Below are 26697 nucleotides of genomic sequence, written 5' to 3'. Positions count from 1 at the left end.
TCCCGATCGGCACCAATCGAAGCGGGCAGACCGGAGCAGGCAGACCGCTCGAAAGAAATGCGCGGATCAGCGATTGACCTTCAACCGGTATTCGCTGGGCGAGAGCCCGAAGTGCCGGTGGAAAGCGACACGCATGCGTTCCTCGCTGCCAAAGCCGCATTCGCGCGCAATCTGGTCGACCGGCTTGTCGATGTCCTGCAGCATGCCGCGCGCCGCTTCCATGCGGAAGTGCTCGACGCCCTTGGCCGGCGTGCGCCCGGTCTTTTCCTTGTAGACCCGCGCGAAGTTGCGCGGGCTCATGCCGACGCGATCGGCCAGTTGTTCGACCGACAGGTCTTCTCGCGACAGATTCTGGGCGATCCACAAATGCAGCGTCTCGAACACCGGCACCTGCCGGCTCTGCGCGATCAGCATTTCGCTGAGCTGCGGCTGCGCGCCGGGCCGCTTCATGTAGACCGCGAGCTCCTTGGCGACACTGAGCGCGACCTCGTGGCCGCAATCGGCCTCGACCATGGCCAGCGCCAGATCGATGCCGGTGGTGACGCCCGCGGACGTCCACAGGTTCTGCTGCTGGACGAAGATCGCATCGGCATCCAGATCGACCATGGGGAACATCTCGTGGAACCGGGCCAGCATCGCCCAATGCGTGGTGGCGCGCTTGCCATCGAGCAGGCCGGCGTGTGCCAGCAGGAATGCCCCGCTGCAGACCGAGGCCGTCCGCCGGACCTTGCCGGACACCGTGCGCAGCCATGCGATCAGCGAGCCGGATTCTTTCGCCACCTGCAGGATCTTCGGCGAGCCCGGCACGATCACCGTATCGACGGTGCGCGGGTCCAGGCTGTCGAGCGCCACCGTTTGCATCGCCGTGCCCTCGACCGCCGGCACGGCACCGCCGAACTCGCTGGCGACATGGCAGCGATATTCCGTCATGCCGCGCTCGCGCGCGTACTGCGATGCGGCCCAGAACACGGTCTGCGGGCCGGCGAAATCGAGCAGGCTGACATCGGGATACAGCACGAACACGACGTTGCGCGGCGTTGGTTCGATGGTCGCGGAGACGGGGAGAGAAGAATTCAATTCCATGGCAACCGGGAAGGAGACACCGGATGTTATGTCCCGCCGACGATCGCGTGCAAGATCGCATCAATGTGGCAATGCGGCAAAGCGACGCCGTTTCCATTCCTGCACCAATCGCGAGCGCGCATCGCAAATCGCCTGGAAACGAGATGGCAGCCTGGCAGAAATTCAGGGAACGCTGTCATTTACGGTACAGCGACGCCTGATTAGCATCCAGGCACGCCATATCTCTGCGCGGCCATGCATTGAGGGAGTGCTGAAATGAACCAACCGGAAACAGCGGAACGCGCCTTTCGCCTCAGCCTGCCGAATCGCGCGGACGCGCTCTCCACCAGCTTCGCGGCCAGCTATGCCGGCATCATGGCATTCATGGCGGTGGCCAGCGAGGGCAGCTTTGCCAAGGCCGGCGAGCGCCTGGGCATCGGCCGCTCGGCCGTCAGCCGCAACGTGCAGAAGCTGGAGACCCAGCTCAGCACGCGGCTGTTTCTTCGTACCACGCGCACCACGCAGCTGACCCGCGAAGGTCAGCGATTCTTCGAAAACTGCCATCAGGGCGTCACGCATATCGTCGAAGCGATGAACGACATGCTGGAGCTACGGGAGGGCCCGCCGCGCGGGCTGATCCGCATCAGTTCGACGGTGGGCTTCGGCCGCAAGATCGTCGCCCCGCTGCTGGAGCGCTTCATGAAGGCCTATCCGGATATCGCGATCGACCTGCTGCTCGACGACAAACCCACGGATTTCGCCTCCGAGCAGATCGATGTCGCGTTCCGCAATGGCCGCATCGAGGACTCCAGCATCATCGCCAGGCGGCTGATTCCGATGCAGATGGCCTTGTGCGCGTCGCCCGCTTATGCGGCCGCGCGCGGATTGCCGCGGACGCTCGAACAATTGTCGGAGCACGACTGCATCAATTTCCGCTTTGCCAGCGGGCGGATATTCGAATGGGAATTCAAGGTCGAAGGCAATGTGCGCAAGGTCTTGCCGACGGCCCGGCTCACCTTCAACGACGCCGATCTGGTGCTCGATGCGGTGCTGCAGGGCTGGGGCATCGCGCAGATGGCCGGATACCAGATCTGCGGCCACCTCGCGAACAAGGAACTGGTCGTCGCGCTGGACCGCCATTCGCCCGACGATCGCGGCCACTACATCTGCTACCTCAGCCGCCAGCACCTGCCGACCCGCATCCGGGTCTTTATCGACTTCATGACCGAGCAGATCCGCGCGCTGGATCTCGATTGCCTGACCCAATTCAACGACCACACGTTGGGACAGGAATTGGCGGCTTGAAACCCGGTGCTTCGGCCCGGCGCGCTTCACTGCTCCCTATCGCCCGACAAAGCGCGGCACGCGTTTCTCCTTCCACGCCAGCGCCCCCTCCTTGATGTCCTCCGATTGCACCGAGCGCTGCATGTCGGCGGTCAACGCCTCGACGTCGAGCACGCCGCGCGCGATCGCGTTCAGATGCTTTTTCATGCCGAACACCGAGATCGGCGCCAGCGAAGCGATGGTGGAAGACAGCTGCTCGACGCGCTCGCGCAGCGCACCGGCCGGCACCAGCTCGGTCAGGAAGCCGCAACGGAACATCGCCTCGACATCGATCTTTTCGGCGGTCAGGAACAGATGCTTGGCGGCATTCAGCCCCAGCCGGGAGACATAACGCTCCATGCCGCGCTGGTAGAAATGCAGGCCCAGGCGGGCGGCCGGCATGAACATCTCGGTGGCCAGTGTGCCGATACGGAAGTCGCAGGCAAGCGCGAGATCGGTGCCGCCGCCATAGACGCCGCCGTGAATCTCGGCAATGGTCACCGGGCGGCAATCCTCGAGCGCATTGACCAGCGGCTCGAACCCGGCGCCGCGCTGCCCCGCGGCCAGCTTGCCGATATCGAAGCCGCTGCAGAAGTACTTGCCGCTGCCGCGAATCCGCAGCACCAGCACATCGGCCTCATTGACCGTGTCGACATGCTGGCGCAGCGCGGCCAGGTCGTCCGGCCCCAGCCGGTTGGCGACGTCAGGCCGGCTCAGCGTGATGGTGGCGATGCGGTCTTCGATCTGGAGGATGGGGAGCGATCCGGTGTCTGACATGGCTGACCTTGTAATGAGAGGGAGTAATCGAATCAAGGGGAAAGAAATGCCGCCTATGCGCTTGCCAGGGCATCGTCGAAACGGTCGATCCGCGCTTGCGCAAAGGCGGGACGGGCCTGCACCCGCTGCCACCAGTCGGCCACGGCGGGAGCGGAATCCGCTGACAGCGCATTGACATCGAGTTCGGCGAGCCGCGCGACGAACGGCACGGCGGCGATATCGGCCAGCGTGTAGCGATCGCCAAGCAACCAAGGACCGCCATCCGCCAGCATCGCCTCCATCTTCGGCACGATGGCCTTCAGCTGGTCCAGCGCGGCGCGCTTCTCGTCCTCGGTATAGGGCTGCCGCGCGACGCGCAGCCACGCCTCGCGCCGTTGCGCGGTCGGCACGCGAGCCAGCCGTTCGGCCAGCTCGGCGTCCGTCCATTGCGACGCCTGAGCCTGGAACACCAGGCTCCAGTTCAGGATCAGCAGGTTCGGCAGCGCGCGCTCGTCGGTCCAGCGAATGAAATTGCGCATCACGGCGCGCCGATAGGGATCGGCCGGCCGCAGCGGCGGCTGCGGATGCGTGTCGTCGAGGTATTCGCAAATGGTGCTGCTTTCGTGCAGCGCCCGGCCGTCGTCCAGCACCAGCCCCGGCACCACGCCGTTGGGGTTCACGGCCAGATAGGCCGCGGAGTGATGCTCCTGCCGGCGCATGTCGACCGGCACGCTGTCGTAGCGGATGCCCTTCTCCGCCAGGCACAGGCGCACCCGCCGCGACGCGCTGGACAGCCAGCTGTGATAGAGCTTCATGCCGGTTCTCCTCGCTACACCGGCGATGCCGGTTCCATTGATCGTTGGGCCTAAGGAATCAGCACCACGGCGCCGCTGGTCTGCCTGGCTTCGAGCTGCCGATGGGCCTCGCGCGCATCGGCAAAGGCAAAGCGCTGCCCCACTTCGAGCCGGACATGGCCAGCGGCAACCGCTTCGGTCAGCGCCGCCATGCCCTTGCGTAACGAGGCGGCATCGGCAATGAAGGTGCGCAACGTGGGACGACAGACCATCAGCGATTTGGCATGCAGCAACTGCAGGTCGAACGCCTCGACGTCGCCGGACGCGGTGCCGTAGTTGATCGCCATGCCGAGCGGCCGCAGGCACGACAGCGACGGCACGAACACGTCCTTGCCGACCGCGTCATAGACCACCGCGACGCCGCGGCCATCGGTCAGTTCGAGCGTGCGCGCGACGAAATCCTCGCGGCGATAGTCGATCGCGTGATGGCAGCCATGGGCCAGCGCGATCTCGCGCTTGGCCTCCGAGCCCACGGTGCCGATCACTGTCGCGCCCAGCGCCCGTGCCCATTGGCACAGGATCACGCCCATGCCGCCGGCCGCCGCATGCACCAGCACCGCATCGCCGGCTTGAACCGGCGAAATCCGGCGCAGCAGATATTCCGCGGTCAGGCCACGCAGCAGCGTGGCACCCGCCACGTCCTCCGGGATCTGCGGGGGTAATGGCACCACGCGTGCCGCGGGAACATTGCGCACCACCTGGTAGGCTCCCGGCTGGAAACACGCCACCGATTGCCCGACCTGCAGTCCGCTGACGCCCGGCCCCACCGCTTCGATACGCCCTGCCCCCTGCGAGCCGAGAACGACCGGGAACGACGTCGGCTGATGCGGGCCGTGGCTGCCGCGCCGTTGATAGATGTCGGCGAAATTGACCCCGATCGCGCGCTGCCGGATCCGGACCTCGCCCTCGCCGGGCGGCGGCACGGCGACCTCGATGAACTCCAGTTCGTCCGGGCCGCCGTTTCTCTGTATTTGTATTGCCGCCGAATGCATACGGTTCCTTGAAGGGAAAAACGCACCCGCGTACTCAACGTCACTTGCTGGCGCGGGGCCATGACCGACTCGCAAAGTGTGAACGGGCTACCGCCAGCCGCACAGCGCAAAGTCTAGGACACGATGTGGCCGTCCGCATCCATATAACCCCCTATTCGTATACACACGATTGTTGTGCGTATACTCGCCGCACCCTCTCATTCCTTCCGCGCCATGGCCCAATCCGACTCCCGACTCCCCCTGCACGGCATCAACGTCCTGGACCTCACTGTCGCCCGCGCCGGCCCTGCCGCGGTCCGGCTGCTTTCGGACTGGGGCGCCAATGTGATCCGGCTCGAGCCTCCGCCGCCGAAGGACCACGGCTCGGTGACGGGCCAGCGCCGCGGCTCGGACGAGCAGAACCTTCACCGCAACAAGCGCAGCATGTGCGTGGACCTGAAGACGCCGGAAGGCGCGCAGATCCTGGCGCGGCTGCTCGAGAACACCGACGTGGTGGTGGAGAACTTCCGTTCGGTGGTCAAGGCGAGGCTCGGGTTGACGTACGAGGCGCTGAGCGCGCGCAATCCGCGCGTGATCCTGGCCAGCATCTCGGGCTTCGGCCAGGACGGCCCGTACAGCGAACGGCCCGGGGTCGACCAGATCGTCCAGGGCATGTGCGGCCTGAGCTCGGTGACCGGCGAGCCCGGGCGCGGGCCGGTCCGTGTCGGCATCGCGATCTCCGATACGACGGCAGGCATGTTCCTGGGCCAGGGGATCTTGCTGGCGCTGTTCCATCGCGAACGGACCGGGCGTGGCCAATGGGTCCATACCTCGCTGATCGAGTCGATGCTGAACAAGCTCGATTTCCAGGCGGCGCGCTACACGGTCGACGGCGAAGTGCCGACGCAGCAGGGCAACGCGCATCCGACCCTGGTGCCGATGGGGACCTATCGCGCCAGCGACGGGCTGGTCAATATCGCGGCCAGCACGCAGCGGATGTGGGCCAACTTCTGCCAGGCGCTGGAGGCGCACGATCTGCTCGACCACGCCGACTATCGCGACGCGCGATCGCGTGCCCGCAACCGGACGCGGCTCGACGAAGCGATCGAGGCCTACACCTCGCGCTTCACCTGCGCGGAACTGATGGCGCGGCTCAATCCGGCCGGCGTGCCTTGCGGCCCCGTCCTCGATATCGGCCAGGCGTTCGAGGACCCGCAGGTACGCCATCTCGGCATGACGCGGTCCGTGCGCCACCCCGTGCTCGGCGAACTGGACCTGCTGCGCTCGCCGATCAACCTGTCCGCCGCGCCCCACCCCGAGCGCTTTGCGCGCGCCGCACCCGACCCCGGCGAGCAGACCGACGAGCTGCTGGCCGAACTGGGCTATGCGCCGGAGCTGATCGCGCAGTGGCGCGACAAGGGCGCGATCGCCTGACGAACGGCCCAAGGATCGGACTGAGGACCGGACTGAGGATCGGCCTGACGATGGATGCGGGGCCGCAGAGCCCCATCGACCCATACAACACGACAAGGAGACACCGATGCACAGCCATTCCACAGCGACCTCTGCGGCCTCTGCCACTGTCGCGGCCCTGGCGGCCGTGGGTCTGATCGCCGTCGCCGCGCCCGGCGCCGCCAGGGCGGAGGGCTATCCGAACAAGCCGATCCGGCTGGTGATCGGCTACACGCCGGCAGGCGCGGCCGACTTCGTTGCGCGCGTGGTCGGCGAGGCGATGTCCAAGGAGCTGGGGCAACCGGTCGTCGTCGAGAACAAGCCCGGGGCGGGCAGCACGCTGGCATCGGCATGGCTGGCGCAGGCCCCGGCGGACGGCTATACGCTGGGACTCGCCACCGCGACGATCTACGGCATGGACCAGCACCTGTACAAGGTCAAGTACAAGGCCGACAGCTTCACGCCCATTACCCGCCTGACCATCTCGCCGCTGATCCTGGCCGTCAACAAGGACCTTGGCATCACCGATGTCAAGACGCTGGCCGCCAAGGCCAAGGCGAATCCGGGCAAGTTCAACTATGCGTCGTCAGGCATCGGCGGCTCGCCGCATGTCGCGGGGCTGTCGTTCGCGAATGCGATCGGCGTCGACATGACGCACGTGCCGTACAAGGGCGGCGCGCCGGCCTTGCAGGCGGTGGCGGCCGGCGAAGTGGAATTTTCCTTCGGCACGGCATCGTCGGTGCTGCCGCTGGGCACGCAGGGCGTGGTCAAGATGATCGGCGTCACGACACCGCAGCGCTCGGCCGTGGCGCCGGGCCTGCCGACCATTGCCGAGCTGGGACTGCCGGGCTTCGACTACACCTTCTGGTTCGGACTGTTCGGACCGGCGGGACTGCCGAAGGACGTGACAGACAAGCTCTATGCGGCTGCCACCAAGGTGCTGGCCGATCCGGCGATCCGCACGCGCCTTGTCGACAACGGCAGCGAGCCGGCGCCGTCGCGCTCGCCGGCGGAGTTCAAGCAGTGGGCGCAGCAGGATGGCAAGGTCGCGCTGCAACGCACGGTGCAGGCGGGTGTGAAGATCGACTGAACGCCGACTGAATGATCGACTGAACGGTCGACTGAATCGCGGCGCGCACCCAGGCGCGCCCTCCTTCAGCGCGGCGCCTTGGCGCCGACCGCCTCGTCCGGCATCGACGCGATCATGTCCGCATAGACGTTGCCGCCGGTCGAGATGTGCTCGACCATCGCGCGGGCCGCCGCTTCTTCATCGCCGCGCAGGATCGCTTCCATCACCGCGCCATGCTCTTCGAGCGAGGCGCGGATGCGCGCGGGCTTCTCGAAGCGGTAATCGCGCATGCCGCGCATGCGGGCCCGCATCGTGCGGATCTGCGCGCTGAGGATCTCGTTGCGGCAGGCCTCGTAGATGACCGCGTGGAACCCGTCGTTGGCCTCGCGGTAGCGGTCCGCGCTCGCCTGCGCCGCGGCCTGCTGGCAAGCCGCGTAGGCCTCGCGCAGCGCCTCGCGTTCGGATTCGGTAATGCGCCGCGCCGCGAGCTGGGCCGCCAACGCCTCCAGCTGGACCAGGATCTCGCTCATCGCGACGTATTCGCGCAGCGTGATGGCCGATACGATCGCGCCGCGGCGCGGCACCAGGTCCACCAGCCCCGCCGACGCCAGCCGGATCAATGCCTCCCGCACCGGCGTACGCGATACCGAGAAACGCGACAGCAATTGCTGCTCGTCGAGTTGGGCGCCGCTGGCCAGCTTGCCGGAGAGGATCTCCTGTTCGATGGTGGCGCGGATCGTTTCCGCCAGACTCGTTCGCTCTTCGGGCATGCGGCAGGGACATCGGTTTTGAGTGGGGCCAATTCTACTACGGCGCCCCTCGAAACCGGCTTTTTTGCATGCACTGCGACGCGTTGTGTGTACGAAGCGGAAGACGGCGGCTCGATCCGCGGCGGAAACCTCGGTGGTCCCAGCGTTTTTACCGCCGCATGCAATTTTTTCGCCGGCGGGCACGCCCGCGAAGGCCGCCGTCGCGGGCGTCCTGCGTTCGCTGGCCTCATTGCACCGCCTGGCGGCGCGCGGGACAGAGCTGGGCGTGGATATTGCTGAACGAGGCATACCCATCCACGATCAAGGGAGAACATGCCATGCCCATTCGTATCATTCGCACCAAAGCACTCTGCGTCCTCGGTGCCGCCGCCTGCTCCCTGCTGCTGTCCTCGGCGGTGATGGCGCAGGGCACCAGCACCGCGCCGAAGAACACGGCGCCCGGCAATATGCCCGCCACGACCGCAACGGATGAGAGCGGCACGCGCGGCACCGCCCGCGATACCAGCAAGCTGGTGCGCGCCGACCGCAGCTTCCTCGAGAACGCCGCGCAAGGCGGCCTGGCCGAGGTCGAAGGCAGCAAGCTGGCCGAACAGAAGGCCTCCAGCGCCGACGTCAAATCGTTCGCGGCCCGCATGATCAAGGACCACACCATGGTCAACGAGGAGCTGACCAAGCTGGCCTCGAGCAAGGGCTATACGCCGCCGACGGAACCGTCGGTCGTGCAGCGCACCGAGCTCAAGGGGCTCAGCGCGCTGGACGGCGAGCGCTTCGACAAGATGTACGCCAGCCGGATCGGCGTCGCCGCGCATGAAAAGACCGTCAAGCTGTTCCAGGAAGCCGCGAAGAATGCGAAGGACCCCGATATCAAGGCCTTTGCCGCCAAGCACGTGCCGGATCTGGAGCAGCATCTGCAGATGGCGCGCGACCTGAACAAGAAGGTCGGCAACGACAAGTAAGCCCTCGTCGGGCCCGCAACGCGGGCAGGCCGCCGTCGATGGCCAGCGTCAGCAGCCACATCGTCGCCAGATAGGCCGCTACCTGCAAATTCGGCGGCATCGCGGCGGCGGCCTGCAAACCCGGCGCGCACAGCACCGGCATCGCCACGACCATCGCGGCGATCCGCAGTGCCATGGCGCTCGTCCCGTTCCGTATCCCCGCACGCGGCAGTCCGCAACCGAGCATCATTGCGGCGCTGCTGACCGGAAAGGCGCGCAAATGGTCGGCCGTCCATTGCCCGAAGACGGTTGGGTCGATCCACGGCCCCGAGGTGGCGCAGCGCTGCAGGTAGAGCGTGGCGCCGCGCCACAGGCCATCGAGCGCGAGATCGGCGGCCATCGCGCCGGCCGCGATGGCAATGGCGAGGGACAGGCGAGCCCTCAATCCGATGCCGCCCCGCCATGGCAGCAGTGGCCGGCCTGAGCCGGCGCGGCATCCTGTACCGCCGAGCCCTCCGTGCCGCAGCAGTTGCCCGGCAGCACCGGCGCCTGCACGCCGCTGTGGTTGCAGCATCCGCCCTTCCACCAGCGCGCGCCCTCGCCTTCGCAGTACTTGGCATCGGCATCGACCATCCGCATGAACATCGGGTGGTAGTTGCGGCAGACCTCCAGCTCGGTCTTGACCCAGTGCAGCGGGTCCTTCGCATAGTGCGACCAGTAGTCGCCCTGCATATTGATGCCGGGCACCGCCGGATTCCAGCTCTCGTCGAGCCACAGGTCCGGATCGCCGTACTTCGCGCACAGCTTGCGGATCGCGGGATCGTCGAGCGCCAGCAGCCGGCCGTTCTCGATGATGTTCTCGTTGTCGCCGGACCGTTCGGTCGTGTACGTCGGGAAGTAGAGGTGCAGGTGCCAATGGCCGACCAGGTGCCCCATCCTGGCGGCCTCGCGCTCGGCCATCGACGAGATGATGGTGCCGAAGCCCATATGGATGACGCCGGAGCGCACGCGTTCGTACAGGCAATTGACGAACCCCGACGGAAAGTCCTTGCGCGGCCGATGGATATGCGGATTGGTGCCGATCGACGCCTCCCACCAGTACATCAGGCCCTTGCCCGGGAAGGTCGGATACTGGATGTCCCTGGTCTGCTCCATCACGTTGCGCAGCTTGTCGCCGAATTCGCCGCCGGCGTTGATGCGCGTGATCTTCGAATTCTCGACGACGAGCTGGGTCCAGTCGCAGGGCGCGATATGGTTGGTGGTGCCGGCGATCACGCCGCAGCCGTCCTCCTTGAACGGGTGGAACATCCACGGGCGTCCGGTGATATGGCCCGGCAGATAGGTCTTGCCGAAATGCTCGTTGCCGCGCCAGGTCGCCGCGGTCAGGTCCGGGTGATAGAACTCGCGCCGCGCGTCCCAGTAGTCGTCGTGATTGGTGAAGCTGATGTCGGTGCCTTCGGGGTCCGTAATGCGCGCGCGCCGCGCGGTACGGATCCGATCCCAGGTCCAGCGGTCGATCGCATTGATCACCTCGATCGGCATCGCGTGCGCGGGCGAGGCCAGGATCTCGGGCGTGATGAACGGCATGCGCTGGATCTTGATGAAGCGCTCGGCCAGCACCGGGCCGCCGTAGCCCATCAGGATCTTGTCGTACTGCTGCTTCTTTTCTTCCTCCTCCCACATGTCCATCCACTGCGCCAGCTCGCGCGTGCGGAACAGGTAGTAGTCGACCTCGTCGGCGCCGACCCAGGTCGGGATCGGACCGCGATCGACCTTCTGGATCTCGTACTTGACCTTGTACTTTTCGAGGATGCGCTGGCACGCCTGAATCGTCAGCTCGCTATGCCAGTTGTCGACGCGCAGCAGCACGCGTTCGCCCTCCTTCAGGTCCCAGCAGGCGTTGAGCCCGTGGTTGTACGGACGGCGCGCGACGTGCTCCAGATACGGCAGCAGCTGGTCGGCGTCGGTGATCTCGACGAACGGCGGGCAGCGCGGGCGGCGGCTGTCCTTCAGCGGCGGACGGTCGTAATGCGGCAGCCCGCTGCGATCGTCGGCGGCGGGCGAGCGGGTATCCGGGTTGGCGTTGAGATTGCGGTCGGCGTTGGTGGCGAGATTTGCGGTCATGTCTGTCTCGGTTCTTGTGAGGGATCGAGGGGCGTAGAGAATCCGGCGATGCGAAGATCCGGCGATCAATCGACGCTGGCCCCGGAGCGCTTGACCAGCGCCCCCCAGCGTTCGTATTCGGCGCGGACGAACTGCGCGAAGGCCGCGCTCGATTGCGGTACCGGCTCGGCGCCGCGGTCCAGCAGTTGCTGCCGCAGCGCGGGATCGGCCAGCGCCTTCTGGATCGCCGCGTGGACCTTGGCGGCCACCTCCGCCGGCGTACCCTTCGGCACGAAGATGCCGTCCCACGCGCTGACCTCGAAGCCGGCCACGCCCTGCTCCGCCACGGTCGGCACATTGGGGAAGCTGGGCACGCGCTGTGCCGTCGTCACCGCGAGTCCCTGCAACTTGCCGGCGCGCACCGCCGGCATGACGTTGGGCATCACCTCGATCATCAGGTCGACCTGGCCGCCCATCAGATCCGTCAGCGCCAGTGCGCCGCCGCGATACGGCACATGCACCATCGAGACGCCGGTCGACGCCTTCAGCAGTTCGGACGCCAGATGCGAGGTGGTGCCATTGCCGGCCGACGCGACCGTGTATTTGCCGGGATTGGCCTTGAGCACCTGCAGCAACTCCGGGAAGGTCTTCGCGGGAAAGCCGGGACGCGTGACCACCATCGTCGCTATACGCGTCAATTGCGCGACGGGCACGAAGTCCTGCATCGCGTCGAAGCCGGTCCGCTTGTACAGCGCGTGATTGATCGCGAAGGTGCCGTTGGTGCCGTACAGCAGCGTGTAGCCGTCGGGCGCCGCCTTGGCCGCGGCCTGCGAACCGATATTGCCGCCGGCGCCAGCCACGTTTTCGATCACCAGCGTCTGGCCGAGCTCCTTGCCGACGCGGGTCATCACCAGGCGGGCCAGCGTGTCGCCCCCGCCGCCGGCAGGGAACGGCACGATCAGGCGGATCGCCTTGGACGGATAGGGCTCGGATGCGGCGAACGCAGGTGCGGCGCCGGCCAGCAGCCCGGACGCGATGGCGATGGCCACCGCTCGGCGGCGCAGGGAAACGGCGGGCGAGCGAGAGGCTCGCCGCCTGGGAAGGCGGGATGGCACGGTCTTGTCTCCTGTCCGGCATGTCGGCGATGTTTGCATGCAAACACGCATTTGTATGCCTTGTATTGTCGTTACGATCTTGTTTTTGCATGCAGTATTGGCGATGCGCACGACTGCGTCAAGCCGCCCCCATGTCATAATGAAGCTCGGCATGTTCGCCTTAATGCACTTTTAAACGATGGCCTCTCAGATCGAACGCGTGACGATGGAATTGCGGCGCCGCATCCTGGCAGGCGAGCTGCAGGCCGGCGAACGGATCCGCGAGGTGCAGTTCTCCGGGGAGCTGGGCGTATCGCGGACCCCGCTACGGCTGGCGCTGGGCGAGCTGGAAAAGGAAGGACTGCTGGAGCGGCTGCCGACGCGCGGCTTCCGCGTGCGTCAGGTCACGCTCGACGAAGTGGCGATGGCGATCGACGTGCGCGGCACGCTCGAAGGGATGGCGGCCCGGCTGCTGGCCGAGCAAGGCGTCACCAGGGAGGTATTGGAGGAGCTGCAGGCCTGCGTCGACGAAGGGCGCCTGCTGGTCGAACAGGCGCTGCTCGGCCGCGATACGCCGGTCGATACCGCACGCTGGGCCGCAATGAATGCACGCTTTCATCGTGCATTGGTGGAAGGCGCGGCCAATCCCGCGCTGGCATCGGCGCTCGACCATATCGCCAGGACGCCGATGGCCGGCCCCGGCGCACTGGGCGCGGCGGGCGTGCAGCCGTCGCTGGAACTGGCCTTCGTGCAGCGCGCCCAGTTCGATCACGAAGATGTGGTGCGGGCCATCGTCGCGCATGAAGGCGCGCGGGCGGAAGCGCTGATGCGCGAGCATGCACGCCGCAGCCGCGACAACAAGCGCGCGCTGGTGCAGGGGCTGCATCCGGCGACGTAGCGGGCCAGCGCCCGCCTCGCCTTGCCTCGCCTCGCCTTGCTTCGCTTCGCCGTGCCGTGCCGTGCCGTGCCGTGCCGTGCCTTACAGCATATGGGCCAGAAACTCGCGCGTGCGGGGATGCTGCGGCGCGCGGAAGAATGCCTCGGACGGCGCGCTCTCGACGATGCGGCCCTGGTCCATGAAGACGACCCGGTGCGCGACCTCGCGCGCAAAGCCCATTTCGTGCGTGACCACCAGCATCGTCATGTGGTCGTCCGCCAGCTGCCGCATCGTGCGCAGCACCTCGCCGGTCAACTCCGGGTCCAGCGCCGAGGTCGGCTCGTCGAACAGCATGATGTCGGGCTCCATCGCCAGCGCACGCGCGATCGCCACGCGCTGCTTCTGCCCGCCCGACAGCCGCGACGGATAGTTGTCGCGCTTGTCCAGCAGGCCGACCTTGCGCAGCAGCGCATCGGCGGTCGGCACGATGGCCTCGCGCGCGATGCCCTTGACCGTCATCGGCGCCTCGATGATGTTCTGCAGCACCGTCATGTGCGGGAACAGATTGAACGACTGGAACACCATGCCCATCTTGCGGCAGATGCGGCGCACCTCCGCGTCGGGCACATAGCGGCTGCGCTGGTCCGCGCCGGGCTCGGCCAGCGTCTCGCCCTCGATCTCGATGCTGCCGCCGTCGATCGTCTCCAGATGATTCAGGCAGCGCAGCAGCGTGCTTTTGCCCGAACCGGACGGCCCGATCACCGCCACCACCTCGCCCTTGCGCAACGTCAGCGAGACGCCGTGCAGCACGCGATTGGCGCCGAACGACTTGACGATATCGCGGGCGTCGATCATCACCGGGCGCTCCTGCCCTTCGCCCCCGCGGGCCTGCGGCTCATTGATCGTGTGCGGCATAGCGTTTTTCCAGGCTTTGGAACATCCAGGTCAGCAGCAGCGTCATCAGCAGATAGAACGCCGCGGCGACCAGGAAAGGCGTGGTGGTGAAGTCGCGCTGCACGATGCCGCGCGCGGTGCGCAGGATGTCGTTCAGCGCCAGCACGTAGATCAGCGAGGTGTCCTTGACCAGCGTGATGGTCTCGTTGCTGACCGGCGGCAGCACGCGCCGCACCATCTGCGGCAGCACCACGCGGCGCATTGTCTGCAGGTAGGACATGCCGAGCGCCTTGCTGGCTTCGTACTGGCCGCGGTCCACGGACTGGATGCCGGCGCGGAAGATCTCGGCGAAATACGCCGCGTAGTTCAACGCGAAGGCCACCACGGCCGCGGGGAAGTCCGGCAGGCGCACGCCGACGACTGGCAGCAACGGCAGCGCGAAATAGACGAACAGCAGCTGCAGCATCAGCGGCGTGCCCCGCATCAGCCAGATATAGCCGTTGACGGCGACGCTCAGCGGCCGCCATGCCGACAGCCGCGCCAGTGCCAGCGCCAGGCCGAGCGGCACCGACAGCGCCAGCGTGATGAAGAACAGCGAGAGCGTGATCCGCGCGCCCTGCGCCATCGGTCCCAGCAGGGAGAGAACGTAGTCCATGGATCGAAACCCGGCGCGCGGGATCCAGAAAAAAGCGGCGCCCCGTGAAGGGGCGCAGCGAGCTTGCTTACTTGATCAGATTCGCGCCGAACCACTGCTGCGCGATGCGGGCAGCCGTGCCGTCCTGCTTCATCTCGGCCAGCGTCTTGTCCAGCTGCGCCAGCAGCTCGGCGTCGTCCTTGCGCAGGCCCACGCCGTAGTCCTCGGTGCCGAAGTTCTCGTCGAGCACGCGGTACTCGCCGGCGCGCTTGCTGACCAGATAGCGGCCCACGACCTCATCGACCACGATCGCATCGAGGCGGCCCGCCGACAGGTCCATCAGCGCGGTCACGTTGTCGCCGAAGGTCTTCAGCTCCTTGATGCTGGCGGCGACCTGCGCTTCCTTGCGGATCGCGTCGACCGCGCTGCTGCCGTCCTGGGCGCCGACGATGCGGCCGGCCAGGTCGGCCTTGGCCTTGATCGGCGAGCCGCTGCCCACGACGATGATCTGGTGGTTGCTCATGTAAGGCGCCGTGAAGCTGATGTTCTTCTTGCGCTCTTCGGTGATGGTCAGGCCGTTCCACAGCACGTCGACGCGCTTGCCGTTCAGTTCGGCCTCCTTGGCGCTCCAGTCGATCGGCTTGAATTCGACCGTCATGCCCAGCCGGCGCGCGGCCTCCTTGGCCATGTCGATATCGAAGCCGACGATTTCGTTGTTGCCATCGCGAAAGCCCATCGGCGGGAAGTTGTCGTCCAGGCCGACCACGACAGTCCTGGCGGCCGCGGCGGGGGCGCTGGCGCCGCCGGCCGCCGCCGGGGCTTGCTCGGACTTGCCGCAGGCGGCGAACAGCGCCACGGCGGAGACGATCAGGAGGGCTTTCAGTGTTTTCATGATGTGAGAGGCGCGGAGCGAGAGAGATCAGTGCAAAGGCGGGCGACGCCCGCAGGCCATCCGAATCCCGCCCGTTTCGGCGCGGTGAGATGGCGGCAAACCCGCCATTATACGAAAGACCGATCCGGCCGGAGAATGTGGCGCACAGGCCGGCGGCGTCTGTCCGTGTCGTCTATTCTTTAGCAATGTGCTAAATCCTTTAGCAATGCGAACCCGAAAGGTGACGACATGGCCGCACGCTCCATTGCCTCCCTCTCGCTGAGCTTCGGCTTGGTTTCCATCCCGGTCCGAGTCTTTTCGGCGACCGAAAGCAAGTCTGGCGTCGGTTTCAACCTGCTGCACAAGGGCTGCGGCTCGCGGCTGCGGCAGCAGTACGTGTGCCAGCGCGAAGGCGTGGTGGTCGAACGCGCCGACATGGTCAAGGGCTACGAGTTCGAGAAGGACCGCTACGTCGTCTTCACGCCCGAGGAGCTCGATGCGCTGGAGACCGGGGCGCGCCACACGATCGACATCGTCGCCTTCATGCCGACCGGCGCCATCGATCCGATCTATTTCGACAAGGCCTACTATCTGGCCCCCGACAAGCGCGGCGCCAAGCCGTACAGCCTGCTGACGGAGGCGATGCGCAAGACCGGGACCTGTGCGCTGGCCACCTGGGTGTGGAAAGGCAAGCAGTACATGGTGCAGGTGCGCGCCAACGACGACGGCCTGGTGCTGCAGCAATTGCTCTATGCGGACGAGGTCCGCTCGATGGCCGATCTGAACGTCGAGCGCACCGACATCCGTCCCGCCGAACTGACGCTGGCCGAGCAGCTGATCGAGCAGAGCACGGTCGAGGCCTACGACCCCGCGGCGTATCAGGACGAGGAGAAGCAGCGCGTGCTGGCCGAGATCGACAAGAAGATCGAGGGCAAGAAGATCACGGTATCGGCGACGGCCGAGCGGCCCAGCGAGGGCGGCGAGGTGATCGACCTGATGGCGGCGCTGAAGGCGAGCCTGAGCAAATCGCAGGCTGCGGCGAAGAAGCCCGCCCGCGAGGCGGCGCCGCGCAAGGGCGCCAGGCGCGCCGCGGAGCCCGCGACCCCGATCCGACGTACCGCCAGGAAATGAGCGCGGTCGGCAAGGACAGCTTCACGCTGAAGGACATCGAAGGCAAGTTCGGCGTCTCGCGCGGGACGGTGGCGAGCCTGACACGCGCGGGTTTGCTGGAACCGGCCAAGGGCAGCCGCGGCGAACGCAAATACTCGTTCCAGGACGTGGTGCTGATCCGCACCGCGGATTCGCTGAAGAAGGCGAATGTCCCGCCGCGCCGCGTCACTCGTGCGTTGCAGCGATTGAAGGCATGGTCGCAGGACCGGCCGCTGTCGGGGGTCCGTGTTGCGGCGGTCGGCAATGGCGTGGTCGTCTCGGAAGCGCATCGCCAGTGGGAGGTGGAAACCGGCCAGCTGGTGATGGAGCTGCAGCCGAGCCGGTCGCAGCCGGGCGCGGTGCTGTCGATCCAGTCGGCGAGGAAGGCGGAGGACCGCGCGGACGACCGCGCCGACGTTGGGACCGATGCCGGCACCGACGCGGGCACGTGGTTCCAGCTCGGCTGCCAGCTCGAAGCGCAGGACATGCGCGAGGCCGAGCAGGCCTACCGCCGCGCGATCGCGATCGCGCCCGACTACACCGATCCCTACCTGAACCTCGGCTGCCTGCTGACCGAGGCCGGGCGCGTGCAGGAGGCCGAATCGCTGTATCGGGACGCGGTCGCCGCCATCGGCGACGAACCCCTGCTCCATTTCAATCTCGGCGTCACGCTCGAAGATCTGGAGCGATACGAGGACGCACTGCGCAGCTATCACCGCTGCATCGATATCGCGCCCGACATGGCCGACGCGCATTTCAACGCGGCCCGCCTGCACGAGCAACTGGGCGACGCGCATCGCGCGATCCGGCATTTCAATCAGTACCGGAAGTACTGCCGCTGAGGTCCTGTTGCCGGTGCGTGGTGCGCCGCAAGGTTGAGACTTCTCGACGGCTATGGGATACTTGCCCCGCTTTCGCCCCTTTTTTCAGGGCCGATGGAGCAAACGCTCCACCGAAAGCCCGCCATTCGCGCCTGCGTCTGGCCAATCTTCCTTCCTTCAAATTCGCGACCGAATGCAAACTGTCCTGCGCCGCACCGCCCTTTACCAGCATGCCCTGCGTGCTGTGGCGGCACGCGCGTACGGCGACGCTTGCGGCTTTGCCGCGCGCCAGGCCATGGTCGCCCGCACATCCCATATTCCCGCCGTGCTTCTCTCAGCCGTGCGGGGAGACAGGGACTAAGCCACACCACAGTCCCACACCGGTCTCCCTGGCACGGCACATTGCCCGGGGATCGCCATCCATCGATGGCGGTCCACTGTTCAACGTGCAAATGGGAGAGCGCATGTCCGCCAAGACCAAAAAATCCGCCGCCGTCTATTACCGGGCCGTGCTTGCCATGGCCGGGATTGCCGCGCTTTATCTGGCGGTTGAATTTCTCGTGCTGAATCCGCTGTAGGCGGTTTGGGCGTGTTGCCCTCTCCCCCAGCCCTCTCCCGCGAGCGGGAGAGGGAGCAGGTCGTCGCGGCTTCGAAGGCGTACGCGCTCGTGCTCGCTGACGGCTCCCTCTCCCGCTTGCGGGAGAGGGAGCAGGCCGTCGCGGCATCGATCCCCTACGCACCCGTGCTCGCTGATGGCTCCCCTCTCCCGCTTGCGGGAGAGGGGGTGGGGGAGAGGGCAACTCCTACCGCCTGCTGCACGCCAGCCCTCCCTTTCACCGACTACCGAGGTCCCGATGTCCATGGAACTCACCCAGAATTTCGTCAAGGCGAAACGCCCCTGCGCGGACGGCTACAAATGGTTCCTGCGCAACCGGCATGACGGCAGCGATTACCAGCGGCTGCTCGATGCGCTTGTCGATGCCGGCCGCGTCGGCGACGCGTGCTGGCTGCTGGACCAGTTCGGTCCCACCGATGCCGTGCTGACGCTCGATGCGCTGAACGCCGGCGCGCTGGTCTTCGCCGGCACGCTGGTCGTGCGCGGCGCCATCGACGTCGATTCGGTAGTCCGGGCCGGACGCACGATCCGCGCCGGCGGCGGCATCCGCGCCGGCACCGCGATCATCGCCGGTGAAGATATCGATTGCGCGGGCAATCTGTACAGCGGCGGCGCCATCGAAGCCGGCGGCGACATCAAGGCCGCATGGGGCATCGACGTCGCGACCTTCCTCGATGCCAAGGGCAGCGTGCGCGCGGGCTGGGACATCAGCGCCGGCGAACACATCCACGTCGGCCGCAACCTGCGCGCGGGCGACAGCATCGCCGCGCAGCACGCGATCCGCTGCGGCGGCACGCTGAAGGCCGACGGCGATCTGCAGGGCCACGGCATCAGCGCCGGACAGGGCATCGAGGCCGGCGGCGCGATCCGCAGCAGCCACCATATCGAAGCCGGCTGGGGCATCAAGGCAACCGGGTCGATCGTCGCCGATAGCGCGATCAAGGCCGGCGAAGGCGTGCAGACCGACGAAGAGATCATCACCGGACCGGGATACGGCATTCATGCGGGACTGAACGTGCGGATCGATATCTGGGACGTCAGCGCGCGCATCGTTGCCCGCAGCAAGCCGCAGAACCTGGTCAGCGGCGCCTGGCAAACCGGTTGAGCACCGCCATGTCATCGATGCTGACTCACGCGGCAATGGGCGCTGCTTCATGGCACGACGCCCCGCTTCGGCGGCTCCCGAGCCGCCCTGCCCTCGCCCGCCTGCTGCGCGCCATCGAACTGCGCATCGACGTCGAGCACGCGCCCGATGCGCTCGAGGCCGAATTGCAGGCGCTGTACGACCGGCTCTACCTGCCCGGCGACTGCCTGCACGGCATCGCGGCCACGCCATCCGCGCAGCCGGGCCTGGTCCTGCGCTACCGCGAGGCCGATGGCGAGTATTACTTCTACGTGGAAGACACCGTGCGGCGCCGGCTTGCCGGCTATACGGTCTTCAACCGGCTGGTCGAGCTGGACCGCCGCGCCGACCGCCATCTGCGCGCACCGCATTCGAAATTCGCCCCGCCCTACCAGCGCCGCGGCCTGGCCTCGGCGATCTATCGTTCGTATCTGGACGCGGGACACTGCCTGATCACCGGCGCACGGCAATCGCCCGGCGCGCATGCGCTATGGGAGGCCCTGGCACACAACTACGAGCGCGGCTATGTCGATCTGCGCAGCAAGACGCTGTGCTATCTGGGACCGGAGGTCTACGAACCGGTGCTCAGCGAACTGCATACCCGGATGGTGCTGCTGGGAAGAGGATGGACAATTCCGGCGCTGGCTTCCGCGACCGGGATGGTGATGTAAACGAAGAAGGGCCAGCGCACTTCCGTACGCTGGCCCTTCCCTGGCGCTGCAGGATCAGCCCTTCGCCCCCATCACGCCGGCGATCGCCTTCGCGACCACCGCCACGTTGCCGTGGTTCAGGCCGGCGACGCACATGCGGCCCGAGCGCACCAGATAGACGCCATGCTCGGCGCGCAGCGTGTCGACCTGCTCGGCCGACAGGCCGGTGTAGGTGAACATGCCGCGCTGCGCGAGATAGCGCGACAGGTCCGCACCGCCGGCCAGGCGCTGCAGATTGTCGTGGATCGCCGTGCGCATTGCCGCGATGCGGTCGCGCATGGCGGCCAGTTCGGCCTCCCACGACTGGCGCAGCGCCGGGGTCGTCAGCACCTTGCCGACGATGCGCGCGCCGTGCGTCGGCGGGTTGCTGTAGTTGGCGCGCACCGCGCCGGTCAGCTGGCCCAGCACGCGGCCGGCTTCCTCGGCGTTCGCGCAGACCACCGACAGGCCGCCGCAGCGTTCGCCGTACAGCGAGAAGTTCTTCGAAAACGAATTGGCCACCAGGCACGGCACGCCTTCGCGCACGAGCTCGTGGATCACGAAGGCATCGTCGTCCAGGCTGGTGCCGAAGCCCTGGTAGGCCATGTCGACGAACGGCAGCAGGCCGCGCGACTTGACCACGGCGATGACCTCGCGCCATTGCGATTCGTTCAGGTCCACGCCGGTCGGGTTGTGGCAGCAGGCGTGCAGCAGCACCACATGACCCTTCGGCACCTGGCGCAGCGCATCGATCATCGCGTCGAAGCGCAGCCCGCCGGTGGCGTCGTCATAGTAGGGATAGCTGTTGACCTGGAAGCCGGCGCGCTCGAACACCACGCGATGGTTGTCCCAGCTCGGATCGCTGATCCAGACCTGCGCCTCGGGGAAATAGCGCTTCAGGAAGTCGGCGCCGACGCGCAGCGCGCCCGAGCCGCCCAGCGTCTGGATCGTGGCCACACGGTTCTCGGCCAGCGCGGCGCTGTCCGCGCCGAATACCAGCTGCTGCACGGCCTGGCGATAGCCGGGGATGCCGGCCATCGGCAGATACGGGCGCGGCCCCTGGTCGGCGACCAGCGCGGCTTCGGCCTCGCGCACCGCGGCCATCAGCGGCAGGCGGCCTTCGTCGTCGAAGCAGACGCCGATCGTCAGGTTGACCTTGTCCTGACGCGGGTCTTGCGCGAAGTTCTCGTTCAGGGACAGGATGGGGTCGCCAGGGTAGGCGTCGATATGAGCAAACATGAAAACCTCAGGCCAGATTGAGACCGATGCAAATTCAGTGATGACGCGCGGCGTGGCTAGCGGCGCCGGGCGCCGCTCGCATTGCCGTCACCGCCATTACTGGTTCAGCGTACCGGCGCGCCTTGCGGCAGCGCCTGCGCGGCGTCCTTGTTCCGCAGCCGGTAGCACACTGCCAGCACACCGAGCCATACCGGGATCAGATAGACCGAGAGGCGCAGGTCCGGCGTCAGATACATGATCACCAGGATGCCGGCCATGAAGACCAGGCACAGATAATTGGTCAGCGGATAGCCGAAGCTCTGGAAGCGCGTGGTCACGCCGGCGCTGCGCTTGTGGGCGCGGAACTTCAGATGGATCACGCTGATCATCGCCCAGTTGATGATCAGGGCCGACACCACCAAGCCCATCAGCAGCTGGAACGCCTTGCCGGGAATCAGGTAGTTGATCAGCACGCAGACCGCGGTGGCGGCCGCCGAGGCGCCCAGCGCCACGACCGGAATACCGCGCCGATTGACCTTCAGCAGCGCCTTGGGCGCGTTGCCCTGGCGCGCCAGGCCGAACAACATGCGGCTGTTGCAGTAAACCCCGCTATTGTAGACCGACAGCGCCGCGGTCAGCACCACCACGTTCAGCACGTTGGCGACCCAGTTGCTGTTCAGCGCATGGAAGATCAGCACGAAGGGGCTGCCGCCGCTGGCGACGTTTTCCCACGGATACAGCGACAGCAGCACGCCGAGCGCGCCGACATAGAAGATCAGGATGCGATAGATGACCTGGTTGGTCGCCTTGGGGATGGTCTTCTCCGGCGAATCGGCTTCGGCAGCGGTAATGCCCACCAGTTCGAGGCCGCCGAACGAGAACATGATCACCGCCATCGCCATCACCAGGCCGGACACGCCGTTCGGGAAGAAGCCGCCGTGCTGCCACAGGTTGGCCACCGTGGCTTGCGGGCCGGCCTCGCCGGACACCAGCAGATAACCGCCGAAGCCGATCATGCCGATGATCGCCGCGACCTTGATGATCGAGAACCAGAACTCGGCCTCGCCGAACGATTTGACGCTGGCCAGGTTGACCGCGTTGATGATCAGGAAGAAGGCCAGTGCCGACGCCCAGGTCGGAATCTCGGGCCACCAGTACTGGACGTAGATGCCGACCGCCGACAGCTCGGCCATGCTGACCAGGATATACAGCACCCAGTAGTTCCAGCCCGACATGAAGCCGGCGAAATTGCCGTAGTACTTGTTGGCGAAATAGCTGAAGGAGCCCGCCACCGGCTCGTCGACCACCATTTCGCCGAGCTGGCGCATGATGAAAAAGGCGACGATGCCGGCGATCGCATAGCCCAGCAATACCGAGGGGCCGGCCATCTTGATGGTCTGGGCGATACCCAGGAACAGGCCCGTGCCGATGGCACCGCCCAGCGCGATCAGCTGGATGTGCCGGTTCTTCAGGCCGCGGTGGAGCGCGCGGTCCGTGTTGTCTGCATGCATGAAGTGTTTCCTCTACCCATTCTTTTGGAATGATAGCCGGGCGCCTCTATCGGACGGGCGCTTATGGCTGTGCGCTGCCGCGGCGCGGGTAGCGCCGGGCAGTCGGTGGATATGACCCTGTGAATAGTCCCGACGCGATCGTCGGGGTCGCTGCCGATCCGCGGAATCAGACCGGCCCGACCGATCGATCAGACGATCAGACGGTCAACACGCCCCGCTCGATCTGGTCGCGCTCGAGCGATTCGAACAGCGCCTTGAAGTTGCCTTCGCCGAAGCCTTCGTCGCCTTCGCGCTGGATGAACTCGAAGAACACGGGGCCGAGCAGCGGCTTGGAGAAGATCTGCAGCAGCAGGCGGCGCTGGCCGCCTTCGGTGGTGCCGTCGAGCAGGATGCCGCGAGCCTGCAGCTGGTCGACCGGCTGGCCATGGCCCGGCAGGCGCTTTTCCAGGTTCTCGTAGTAGTACTGGTTCGGCGCGGTCGCCAGCGGCACGCCCGACATCTGCAGGTTGTCGATGACCTCGATCAGGTTGTCGCACAGGAAGGCGATGTGCTGGATGCCTTCGCCGTTGAACGCCATCAGGAATTCCTCGATCTGGCCGCCGCCCTTCTGCGATTCCTCGTTCAGCGGAATGCGGATCTTGCCGTCCGGCGCGGTCATCGCCTTCGAGGTCAGGCCGGTGTATTCGCCCTTGATGTCGAAGTAGCGGATCTCGCGGAAGTTGAACAGCTTCTCGTAGAAGTCAGCCCAGTACGCCATGCGGCCACGGTAGACGTTGTGCGTCAGGTGGTCGATCAGCTTCAGGCCATGGCCGACCGGGCGGCGGTCCACGCCTTCGACGAATTCGAAGTCGATGTCGTAGATGCTCTTGCCGTCTTCGAAGCGGTCGATCAGGTACAGCGGCGCGCCGCCGATGCCCTTGATCGCCGGCAGGCGCAGCTCCATCGGGCCGGTCGGGATCTCGATCGGCTGGGCGCCGAGCTCGAGCGCACGGGCGTAGGCCTTGTGCGAGTCCTTGACGCGGAACGCCATGCCGCAGGCGCTCGGGCCGTGCTCGGCCGCGAAGTACGCGGCCAGGCTGTTCGGCTCGCGATTGACGATGAAATTGACGTCGCCCTGGCGATACAGCACCACGTCCTTGGAGCGGTGGCGGGCCACCAGCGTGAAGCCCATCTGTTCGAACAGGGGCTCGAGCACGTTCGGCGTCGGCGAGGCGAATTCGACGAATTCAAAGCCCATCAGCTGCATCGGGTTGTCAAAGAGATCGCTCATATCGTCTTCTGGCAAGTGGGTTGTGGGTCCGGGATGCCGGGGCATCCCCCGGGGAAATATTATTTCGGCTTCGCATGCGTCCGGCGGCACTGGCGGGCGTCGGTCCCTGGGGAGCCTCGGCATGTAGCCTGGACAGCCGGTGGCATGCAGCGATGCGATGCAGTTTATATTTCGAGGCGCCAAATTGGATTTCGTTAAAACCACAGGGAAACCCTAGGATGTGAGATAACATTTCATCCATCCGCGCCTTGGAGAAATAAAGATGCATTCGATCGAACTGGACCGTACCGACCGCCGGCTGCTGGACGTTTTGCAGGAGCACGGCCGCGCCTCCAACCTGGAACTGGCCGAGGCGATCAACCTCTCGCCGGCGCAGACTTTGCGGCGCCACCGGCGCCTGGAGGAAAGCGGCATCATCAAGCGCTACGAAGCGCGGCTCGACGGCGCCATGCTCGGCTTCGGCGTGGTGGCCTTCATCCATGTGACGATGGAGCGCGGCCATATCCGCGACCTGTCGAAGTTCAAGGGCTTGGTCACCGAGCTGGCCCAGATCCAGGAGTGCTTCTCCGTGACGGGCGACATCGACTATGTATTGAAGGTGGTCGCGCGCGACCTGAAGTCGCTGTCGGACTTCCTGCTCGATACGCTGATGCGGATTCCGGGCGTCAGCGGCGTGCGCTCCAGCGTCTGTCTCGACGAGATCAAGTGCACCAGCGCCATGCCGCTGGAGCTGTAGGCGGGCCGTCGGCCCCGATATCGGCCCCTGCCGCAATTTTCTGCCGCGACACAGGGTTAGCCCGAGCCGCAATCGCAACATCCTGTTGGGCGCGCCGCCATACACTGGGCGCCGACCGCATCGGCGCCGGGACATCGGCGCCACGCAACGTATATCCAGGAGATCCGACATGGCATTCGACTTCCACGACAAGACCGTCCTCATCACCGGCGCGGCCGGCAACCTCGGCCGCGCCGTCGCCGACGCCTTCGCGCGTGCCGGCGCACGGCTGGTGCTGGTCGACCGCCCCGGCGTCAGCCCCGCCCTTCCGGCCGGCGAGCATCTCGCGGTGGAAGCGGACCTGCTCGACGCCGCCGCGGTCAAGCGCGTGGTCGAACAGGCGATCGGCAGCGCCCGGCGTATCGACGTGGTGTGCAATCTGGCGGGGGGCTTCGGCATGGGCCCGGTCGTCGGCGAAGGCGCCGATGCGCAGTGGGAACGGATGTTCGACCTGAACCTGCGTACCGTGCTGAACGTGTCGCGCGCGGTGGTGCCGCATATGATCGCGGCGGGCGGCGGCAGGATCGTCAATGTCGGCGCGAACTCCTCGGCGCGCGGGCTGGCACAGATGGGCGCCTATTGCGCGTCCAAGGACGCGCTGGCGCGGCTGACCGAGGCGCTGTCGGCCGAGGTGCGCGACCAGGGCATCCATGTCAACGCCGTGCTGCCCAGCGTGCTCGATACCCCGGAAAACCGTGCGGCGATGCCCGACGCCGACGCCTCGCGCTGGGTCGATCCCGCGGCACTGGCCGACGCGATCCTGTTCCTGGCCTCGGACGCCGCCCGCGCGATTCACGGCGCGCTGCTGCCGGTGGTGAACCGGGCCTGAGGCAGGCACAGGCGGCCTCGCGCCGCCCCTCCATCTCAGCTCACACGCGTGCCGGTGACCGCGACGACCTTCGCCCAGCGGGCAATCTCGCTTTGCAGGAAGCGCGTGAATTCGGCGGCATCGCTGCCGACAGGCACCAGCCCCTCGCCCTGCAACCGCTTGCGCATCGCCGGCGAGGCCACCGCAGCCCGCACGGCCTTGCCCAGTTGCGCCACGGCGTCGGCCGGCATGCCTGCCGGCCCCAGCAGCCCGTACCACGAGCTGTAATCAAAGTTCGGCACCACCTCGGCGATCGGCGCAAGCTCCGGCATTGACGGCAGGCGCTGTGCGGTACTGACGCCCAGGCCCTTGATCTTGCCGGCCTGCAGCAGCGGCTGCACCGTCGCCACATTGCCGAGCAGCAGATCGGCCTGACCGGCGACGACGTCGGCCACCGCCGGCGCCGCGCCCTTGTATGGCACGCTGATCATCTCGATACCTGCTTCGCGCTTGAACATTTCGCCGGCAAGATGGTTAGCGCTGCCGACGCCGGCCACCGCCAGGCTCAGCTTGCCCGGCCGCGACTTTGCCAGCGCGATCAGCTCGCGCGCATTGCCAACGCCCAGGTCGGGACGGGACACCAGTACGAGGGGCGAAGTGGCGATCAGCGAGATCGGCGTGAAGTCCTTCAGCGGATCGAACGGCTTCTTGTCGAACAGCGCGGGGTTGATCGCGTGGCTGGTATAGCTGAGCAGCAGCGTGCCGCCGTCGGGGTCGGCCTTGGCCACCGCCATCGCCGCGATATTGCCGGCCGCGCCGCCGCGGTTCTCGACGATGAACGACTGCTTCAGCCGCTGCTCCAGTTCGGCCGCCAGCGCGCGGGCTACCAGATCGGTGCCGCCGCCTGGCGTCGCGCCGACCATCATCCTGGTGACGGCAGCCGCCTGCGCCACCCGGGGCAATATCGCGGCCGCTGCCAGCAGGCCGAGGAAATCGCGTCGTTGCATGGTTGTCTCCCCCTGGGGGTTTTTGTCTGGATATATCGATCGCTC

General features: G+C 66.6%; 26 protein-coding genes. 11 read left to right on the top strand and 15 right to left on the bottom strand.

Features of this window, described 5'->3' with window-relative positions; genetic code table 11:
• Positions 1-66: 66 nt before the first annotated feature.
• The gene (locus tag F7Q96_RS09175) at positions 67-1083 is read right to left on the bottom strand and encodes a GlxA family transcriptional regulator (protein ID WP_053823806.1); all 1017 of its coding nucleotides are present in this window, start codon (positions 1081-1083) and stop codon (positions 67-69) included.
• A gap of 255 nt (positions 1084-1338) precedes the next feature.
• Here F7Q96_RS09175 and F7Q96_RS09170 point away from each other — a divergent pair, with 255 nt between their 5' ends.
• A complete protein-coding gene (locus tag F7Q96_RS09170; RefSeq protein ID WP_053823805.1) occupies positions 1339-2367 on the top strand; it encodes a LysR family transcriptional regulator in 1029 nt (342 codons plus the stop codon).
• A gap of 36 nt (positions 2368-2403) precedes the next feature.
• On the opposite strand, the gene F7Q96_RS09165 is transcribed toward F7Q96_RS09170, so the two are convergent.
• Genes F7Q96_RS09165 through F7Q96_RS09155 form a run of 3 tightly spaced genes read right to left on the bottom strand, consistent with a single transcriptional unit; the run spans position 2404 to position 4987 of the window.
• A complete protein-coding gene (locus F7Q96_RS09165) occupies positions 2404-3162 on the bottom strand; it encodes an enoyl-CoA hydratase/isomerase family protein (protein WP_151022516.1) in 759 nt (252 codons plus the stop codon).
• Between the two features lie 53 nt (positions 3163-3215).
• Positions 3216-3956 (bottom strand): glutathione S-transferase family protein, encoded by a 741-nt coding sequence (locus F7Q96_RS09160; protein WP_053823803.1) that lies wholly within the window; start codon positions 3954-3956, stop codon positions 3216-3218.
• A gap of 50 nt (positions 3957-4006) precedes the next feature.
• Positions 4007-4987: a quinone oxidoreductase family protein gene (locus F7Q96_RS09155; protein WP_053823802.1), complete on the bottom strand. Its 981-nt coding sequence runs from the start codon at positions 4985-4987 to the stop codon at positions 4007-4009.
• Positions 4988-5200: 213 nt separating this feature from the next.
• Between F7Q96_RS09155 and F7Q96_RS09150 the strand changes: the two genes are divergently transcribed.
• Together F7Q96_RS09150 and F7Q96_RS09145 are read left to right on the top strand one after the other, a co-directional pair.
• The gene (locus F7Q96_RS09150) at positions 5201-6400 is read left to right on the top strand and encodes a CaiB/BaiF CoA transferase family protein (RefSeq protein ID WP_053823801.1); all 1200 of its coding nucleotides are present in this window, start codon (positions 5201-5203) and stop codon (positions 6398-6400) included.
• A gap of 106 nt (positions 6401-6506) precedes the next feature.
• Positions 6507-7508, top strand: a complete 1002-nt coding sequence (locus F7Q96_RS09145; RefSeq protein ID WP_053823800.1) for a Bug family tripartite tricarboxylate transporter substrate binding protein — start codon at positions 6507-6509, stop codon at positions 7506-7508.
• Positions 7509-7573: 65 nt separating this feature from the next.
• Here the strand turns inward: F7Q96_RS09145 and F7Q96_RS09140 are convergent, their stop codons facing one another.
• Positions 7574-8257, bottom strand: a complete 684-nt coding sequence (locus F7Q96_RS09140; protein ID WP_053823799.1) for a GntR family transcriptional regulator — start codon at positions 8255-8257, stop codon at positions 7574-7576.
• Between the two features lie 317 nt (positions 8258-8574).
• Here F7Q96_RS09140 and F7Q96_RS09135 point away from each other — a divergent pair, with 317 nt between their 5' ends.
• Complete coding sequence (locus F7Q96_RS09135; RefSeq protein WP_053823798.1) at positions 8575-9213, top strand: DUF4142 domain-containing protein; 639 nt, start codon at positions 8575-8577, stop codon at positions 9211-9213.
• Here F7Q96_RS09135 and F7Q96_RS09130 read toward each other — a convergent pair.
• The 3 genes from F7Q96_RS09130 to F7Q96_RS09120 all read right to left on the bottom strand — a co-directional run bounded on the left by F7Q96_RS09130 (position 9122) and on the right by F7Q96_RS09120 (position 12344).
• The gene (locus F7Q96_RS09130; RefSeq protein ID WP_144425941.1) at positions 9122-9592 is read right to left on the bottom strand and encodes a hypothetical protein; all 471 of its coding nucleotides are present in this window, start codon (positions 9590-9592) and stop codon (positions 9122-9124) included. The genes F7Q96_RS09135 and F7Q96_RS09130 overlap by 92 nt on opposite strands.
• A 41-nt stretch (positions 9593-9633) precedes the next feature.
• Positions 9634-11316, bottom strand: a complete 1683-nt coding sequence (locus F7Q96_RS09125) for a hypothetical protein (RefSeq protein WP_053823797.1) — start codon at positions 11314-11316, stop codon at positions 9634-9636.
• A gap of 65 nt (positions 11317-11381) precedes the next feature.
• Positions 11382-12344 carry a Bug family tripartite tricarboxylate transporter substrate binding protein gene (locus F7Q96_RS09120; protein ID WP_053823796.1) on the bottom strand — a complete coding sequence of 321 codons (963 nt, stop codon included), beginning with the start codon at positions 12342-12344 and terminating at the stop codon, positions 11382-11384.
• 244 nt (positions 12345-12588) lie between these two features.
• Here F7Q96_RS09120 and F7Q96_RS09115 point away from each other — a divergent pair, with 244 nt between their 5' ends.
• On the top strand, positions 12589-13287 hold the full coding sequence (locus F7Q96_RS09115; protein ID WP_053823795.1) for a GntR family transcriptional regulator: 699 nt from the start codon (positions 12589-12591) through the stop codon (positions 13285-13287).
• Between the two features lie 81 nt (positions 13288-13368).
• Here the strand turns inward: F7Q96_RS09115 and F7Q96_RS09110 are convergent, their stop codons facing one another.
• The 3 genes from F7Q96_RS09110 to F7Q96_RS09100 form a co-directional block, all read right to left on the bottom strand.
• Positions 13369-14121 (bottom strand): amino acid ABC transporter ATP-binding protein, encoded by a 753-nt coding sequence (locus F7Q96_RS09110; protein ID WP_053824598.1) that lies wholly within the window; start codon positions 14119-14121, stop codon positions 13369-13371.
• A 40-nt stretch (positions 14122-14161) separates the two neighbouring features.
• On the bottom strand, positions 14162-14815 hold the full coding sequence (locus F7Q96_RS09105; RefSeq protein ID WP_053823794.1) for an amino acid ABC transporter permease: 654 nt from the start codon (positions 14813-14815) through the stop codon (positions 14162-14164).
• A 67-nt stretch (positions 14816-14882) separates the two neighbouring features.
• Positions 14883-15686 (bottom strand): amino acid ABC transporter substrate-binding protein, encoded by an 804-nt coding sequence (locus F7Q96_RS09100; RefSeq protein ID WP_053823793.1) that lies wholly within the window; start codon positions 15684-15686, stop codon positions 14883-14885.
• Positions 15687-15914: 228 nt separating this feature from the next.
• Here F7Q96_RS09100 and ku point away from each other — a divergent pair, with 228 nt between their 5' ends.
• The 4 genes from ku (at position 15915) to F7Q96_RS09080 (ending at position 20045) form a co-directional block, all read left to right on the top strand.
• Complete coding sequence (gene ku / locus F7Q96_RS09095) at positions 15915-16796, top strand: non-homologous end joining protein Ku (protein ID WP_053823792.1); 882 nt, start codon at positions 15915-15917, stop codon at positions 16794-16796.
• Positions 16793-17656 (top strand): tetratricopeptide repeat protein, encoded by an 864-nt coding sequence (locus F7Q96_RS09090; protein ID WP_053823791.1) that lies wholly within the window; start codon positions 16793-16795, stop codon positions 17654-17656. Before ku ends, F7Q96_RS09090 begins: the two co-directional genes overlap by 4 nt.
• A gap of 839 nt (positions 17657-18495) precedes the next feature.
• Positions 18496-19356, top strand: a complete 861-nt coding sequence (locus tag F7Q96_RS09085; protein WP_151022514.1) for a DUF342 domain-containing protein — start codon at positions 18496-18498, stop codon at positions 19354-19356.
• Between the two features lie 17 nt (positions 19357-19373).
• A complete protein-coding gene (locus F7Q96_RS09080) occupies positions 19374-20045 on the top strand; it encodes an N-acetyltransferase (protein ID WP_226995076.1) in 672 nt (223 codons plus the stop codon).
• A 54-nt stretch (positions 20046-20099) separates the two neighbouring features.
• Here F7Q96_RS09080 and F7Q96_RS09075 read toward each other — a convergent pair whose 3' ends face one another.
• From F7Q96_RS09075 to hppD, 3 genes are all read right to left on the bottom strand, one after another.
• Positions 20100-21302 carry an amino acid aminotransferase gene (locus tag F7Q96_RS09075; RefSeq protein ID WP_053823788.1) on the bottom strand — a complete coding sequence of 401 codons (1203 nt, stop codon included), beginning with the start codon at positions 21300-21302 and terminating at the stop codon, positions 20100-20102.
• A gap of 104 nt (positions 21303-21406) precedes the next feature.
• Positions 21407-22792 carry an amino acid permease gene (locus F7Q96_RS09070; protein WP_053823787.1) on the bottom strand — a complete coding sequence of 462 codons (1386 nt, stop codon included), beginning with the start codon at positions 22790-22792 and terminating at the stop codon, positions 21407-21409.
• 196 nt (positions 22793-22988) lie between these two features.
• Positions 22989-24062: a 4-hydroxyphenylpyruvate dioxygenase gene (hppD, locus tag F7Q96_RS09065; protein ID WP_053823786.1), complete on the bottom strand. Its 1074-nt coding sequence runs from the start codon at positions 24060-24062 to the stop codon at positions 22989-22991.
• A gap of 262 nt (positions 24063-24324) precedes the next feature.
• Between hppD and F7Q96_RS09060 the strand changes: the two genes are divergently transcribed.
• Positions 24325-24798 carry an Lrp/AsnC family transcriptional regulator gene (locus tag F7Q96_RS09060; RefSeq protein WP_006576330.1) on the top strand — a complete coding sequence of 158 codons (474 nt, stop codon included), beginning with the start codon at positions 24325-24327 and terminating at the stop codon, positions 24796-24798.
• A 169-nt stretch (positions 24799-24967) separates the two neighbouring features.
• A complete protein-coding gene (locus F7Q96_RS09055) occupies positions 24968-25666 on the top strand; it encodes an SDR family NAD(P)-dependent oxidoreductase (protein WP_053823785.1) in 699 nt (232 codons plus the stop codon).
• A gap of 35 nt (positions 25667-25701) precedes the next feature.
• Here F7Q96_RS09055 and F7Q96_RS09050 read toward each other — a convergent pair whose 3' ends face one another.
• Entirely contained in the window at positions 25702-26652 is a 951-nt protein-coding gene (locus F7Q96_RS09050; protein ID WP_053823784.1) for a tripartite tricarboxylate transporter substrate binding protein, read from the bottom strand.
• Positions 26653-26697 lie beyond the last annotated feature (45 nt).

It is taken from the genome of Cupriavidus gilardii (assembly GCF_008801915.1).
Taxonomy (GTDB): domain Bacteria; phylum Pseudomonadota; class Gammaproteobacteria; order Burkholderiales; family Burkholderiaceae; genus Cupriavidus; species Cupriavidus gilardii.
This window is presented reverse-complemented; position numbering and strand designations above follow the sequence as displayed.

What these genes read in the sequence shown, in the direction of transcription:
- F7Q96_RS09175 (WP_053823806.1), bottom strand. Translation starts at nt 1,083, where the DNA reads ATGGAATTGAATTCTTCTCTCCCCGTCTCCGCGACCATCGAACCAACG.
- F7Q96_RS09170 (WP_053823805.1), top strand. Translation starts at nt 1,339, where the DNA reads ATGAACCAACCGGAAACAGCGGAACGCGCCTTTCGCCTCAGCCTGCCG.
- F7Q96_RS09165 (WP_151022516.1), bottom strand. Translation starts at nt 3,162, where the DNA reads ATGTCAGACACCGGATCGCTCCCCATCCTCCAGATCGAAGACCGCATC.
- F7Q96_RS09160 (WP_053823803.1), bottom strand. Translation starts at nt 3,956, where the DNA reads ATGAAGCTCTATCACAGCTGGCTGTCCAGCGCGTCGCGGCGGGTGCGC.
- F7Q96_RS09155 (WP_053823802.1), bottom strand. Translation starts at nt 4,987, where the DNA reads ATGCATTCGGCGGCAATACAAATACAGAGAAACGGCGGCCCGGACGAA.
- F7Q96_RS09150 (WP_053823801.1), top strand. Translation starts at nt 5,201, where the DNA reads ATGGCCCAATCCGACTCCCGACTCCCCCTGCACGGCATCAACGTCCTG.
- F7Q96_RS09145 (WP_053823800.1), top strand. Translation starts at nt 6,507, where the DNA reads ATGCACAGCCATTCCACAGCGACCTCTGCGGCCTCTGCCACTGTCGCG.
- F7Q96_RS09140 (WP_053823799.1), bottom strand. Translation starts at nt 8,257, where the DNA reads ATGCCCGAAGAGCGAACGAGTCTGGCGGAAACGATCCGCGCCACCATC.
- F7Q96_RS09135 (WP_053823798.1), top strand. Translation starts at nt 8,575, where the DNA reads ATGCCCATTCGTATCATTCGCACCAAAGCACTCTGCGTCCTCGGTGCC.
- F7Q96_RS09130 (WP_144425941.1), bottom strand. Translation starts at nt 9,592, where the DNA reads ATGGCCGCCGATCTCGCGCTCGATGGCCTGTGGCGCGGCGCCACGCTC.
- F7Q96_RS09125 (WP_053823797.1), bottom strand. Translation starts at nt 11,316, where the DNA reads ATGACCGCAAATCTCGCCACCAACGCCGACCGCAATCTCAACGCCAAC.
- F7Q96_RS09115 (WP_053823795.1), top strand. Translation starts at nt 12,589, where the DNA reads ATGGCCTCTCAGATCGAACGCGTGACGATGGAATTGCGGCGCCGCATC.
- F7Q96_RS09110 (WP_053824598.1), bottom strand. Translation starts at nt 14,121, where the DNA reads ATGATCGACGCCCGCGATATCGTCAAGTCGTTCGGCGCCAATCGCGTG.
- F7Q96_RS09105 (WP_053823794.1), bottom strand. Translation starts at nt 14,815, where the DNA reads ATGGACTACGTTCTCTCCCTGCTGGGACCGATGGCGCAGGGCGCGCGG.
- F7Q96_RS09100 (WP_053823793.1), bottom strand. Translation starts at nt 15,686, where the DNA reads ATGAAAACACTGAAAGCCCTCCTGATCGTCTCCGCCGTGGCGCTGTTC.
- ku (WP_053823792.1), top strand. Translation starts at nt 15,915, where the DNA reads ATGGCCGCACGCTCCATTGCCTCCCTCTCGCTGAGCTTCGGCTTGGTT.
- F7Q96_RS09090 (WP_053823791.1), top strand. Translation starts at nt 16,793, where the DNA reads ATGAGCGCGGTCGGCAAGGACAGCTTCACGCTGAAGGACATCGAAGGC.
- F7Q96_RS09085 (WP_151022514.1), top strand. Translation starts at nt 18,496, where the DNA reads ATGGAACTCACCCAGAATTTCGTCAAGGCGAAACGCCCCTGCGCGGAC.
- F7Q96_RS09080 (WP_226995076.1), top strand. Translation starts at nt 19,374, where the DNA reads ATGCTGACTCACGCGGCAATGGGCGCTGCTTCATGGCACGACGCCCCG.
- F7Q96_RS09075 (WP_053823788.1), bottom strand. Translation starts at nt 21,302, where the DNA reads ATGTTTGCTCATATCGACGCCTACCCTGGCGACCCCATCCTGTCCCTG.
- F7Q96_RS09070 (WP_053823787.1), bottom strand. Translation starts at nt 22,792, where the DNA reads ATGCATGCAGACAACACGGACCGCGCGCTCCACCGCGGCCTGAAGAAC.
- hppD (WP_053823786.1), bottom strand. Translation starts at nt 24,062, where the DNA reads ATGAGCGATCTCTTTGACAACCCGATGCAGCTGATGGGCTTTGAATTC.
- F7Q96_RS09060 (WP_006576330.1), top strand. Translation starts at nt 24,325, where the DNA reads ATGCATTCGATCGAACTGGACCGTACCGACCGCCGGCTGCTGGACGTT.
- F7Q96_RS09055 (WP_053823785.1), top strand. Translation starts at nt 24,968, where the DNA reads ATGGCATTCGACTTCCACGACAAGACCGTCCTCATCACCGGCGCGGCC.
- F7Q96_RS09050 (WP_053823784.1), bottom strand. Translation starts at nt 26,652, where the DNA reads ATGCAACGACGCGATTTCCTCGGCCTGCTGGCAGCGGCCGCGATATTG.